This window comes from Alcanivorax sp. UBA3183 (genome assembly GCF_002364155.1).
Taxonomy (GTDB): Bacteria; Pseudomonadota; Gammaproteobacteria; order Pseudomonadales; family Alcanivoracaceae; genus Alcanivorax; species Alcanivorax jadensis.
In genome coordinates this window covers 5,801-7,122 of record NZ_DEXN01000046.1, presented here as the reverse complement: position 1 = coordinate 7,122, position 1,322 = coordinate 5,801, and the positions used below count along the sequence as shown (strand labels likewise).

Sequence of the window (1,322 nt, the reverse complement as noted above, 5' to 3'; positions counted from 1 at the left end):
GACCTGAGGCGGCACATACTCGGAGCGTTCTTCGACCTTCAGCAACGACACCACCATAACGCCGTCGGCGCCGCTGGCCTTGACCGCAGCCTCGACCTGGGCACGGTAGGCATCCCGTTCTACCTCTCGCTCACCCAGGGTCTCATTGGCCAGCGAGGCTTCAACAGCCCGATGATTCAGGCTTTTGCGCACCTGATTTTCAGCCGTGGCGGCCACCGCAGGGTCATCTGCCAGCACCAGCACATACAGGTGCCGGAAGGTAGGATGAGATTCACCGGTTTTGGTCTGCCAGGTGGAATGGGTTTCGGTGGTGGTGGCACAGGCGGTCAGTAGCAGGAGCATACTGGCGATAACCAACAGGGGATTGCGTCGCATGTCAGGTCCTTTTGAAGAGAGGCATTGGCATCGGGCGCATGAGTCAACGCCCACAGGATCAAGTTCAAGGATTTTTATAACAGACCCAAAACGAACAAGCGATACCCGGCTATTTTTGTTTTGACGCCCAGATGGCCAGTTTGTGCTGAATTGACGGCTGGGACACTTGATCTTCCGGCAACGGCTGAATCACCTTGTCATGCACCAGCAGCCGGTAGATGTACTCCAGCTTCTCCGCCGCAGAATCGGTGGGTTCGAATTCCACCACACCGCGCTTCTCCGCGTAATCCACCCCCAGTGCAATGGCTTTCTTGACCAGTTCCTTTTCGTTTTTCAGTTTCTTCATCGCCATTCCCTGTCTTGGTTAGCAACCTGAATAGTTCACCAGCCTACGGGATGACCCGAATTTACCAAAGGGAAAACGGAAGCGGAGGGCCAGACACGAATACGCCCCGAATCCGGGGCGAGCAGTGAGACACTTGAAGGAAGAACCGGGAGAGCTATTTTTTCTTGCCACCCGGCATGATGAACTTCATCAGGGTCATGAACCACATGAGCTGCCCCGGATCGCCTTCGATCTTGATATCGCCGGCCTGCATCCCTTCCATGAAAGCCATCTGGTTTTTGCCGGCCACCTGCAGGGTGCGGAAAGCGTAGTTGGCGTCCTTGAAATTCAGGGTGACGGTAGGCTGACCATGCAGGCCACCTTTCGACACCACCTTGCCCGGCGTGAAATGAAAGCTGCGCGCCGGCTTGCCGTTAAAGGTACGCCACTGCATCACCACGTCGCGGTTTTCCAACTGCTTGCGAAAGCCCGCATCACGCCAGGCCAGCCAGCGCAGACGCCAGCCGAGGATCAGCAAAACCAGTGCAAATTTCATGGGCGTTCCTTTGTTGGGTTGCCGATTGCAGGAGCCTGCCTGGCGGTTCGCCATGCGAGCATAGCT

At 56.6% G+C, this 1,322-nt stretch carries 2 protein-coding genes and 1 pseudogene; all 3 read right to left on the bottom strand.

What is annotated here, in order from left to right; all coding sequences use genetic code 11:
* A pseudogene (locus B3Q33_RS14445) lies at window positions 1–375 on the bottom strand (hypothetical protein); the annotation flags it as partial.
* 109 nt (window positions 376–484) lie between these two features.
* Entirely contained in the window at window positions 485–721 is a 237-nt protein-coding gene (locus B3Q33_RS14440) for a DUF5062 family protein (RefSeq protein WP_272962621.1), read from the bottom strand.
* 154 nt (window positions 722–875) lie between these two features.
* On the bottom strand, window positions 876–1,256 hold the full coding sequence (locus B3Q33_RS14435) for a hypothetical protein (RefSeq protein WP_035245857.1): 381 nt from the start codon (window positions 1,254–1,256) through the stop codon (window positions 876–878).
* Between the last annotated feature and the right edge of the window lie 66 nt (window positions 1,257–1,322).